1 protein-coding gene is annotated in these 264 nt (G+C 39.0%); it reads right to left on the reverse strand.

The features are described 5' to 3' along the window. Positions 1-264, reverse strand: a 264-nt coding sequence (locus ACWA1B_RS22865) for a hypothetical protein (protein ID WP_456910929.1), incomplete at both ends; no start/stop codon positions are given.

Consider the following 264-nt stretch of genomic DNA (forward strand, 5'->3'; position numbering starts at 1 on the left):
TAATCTTTATCAATAATAATTAAAGGCTCTCGAATAGTTTGAACGATAGATTCTGCATAATCGCGCATGGAAAGCAGCTGTTCTTGACGATCCAAAAGTTCATCATTGGTGCACATCAATTCCTGATTATTCGACTGAAGTTCTTCAGTTGAAGTCTGCAGTTCTTCATTAAGCGCCTGTAGTTCTTCCGAGCTGCTTAAAAGCTCTTCATTTGTGGTCTGAAGTTCCTCAAAAGCAATCTGCTGTTCTTCGGTAACCTTTTTG

This window comes from Flavobacterium xizangense, from assembly GCF_054075145.1.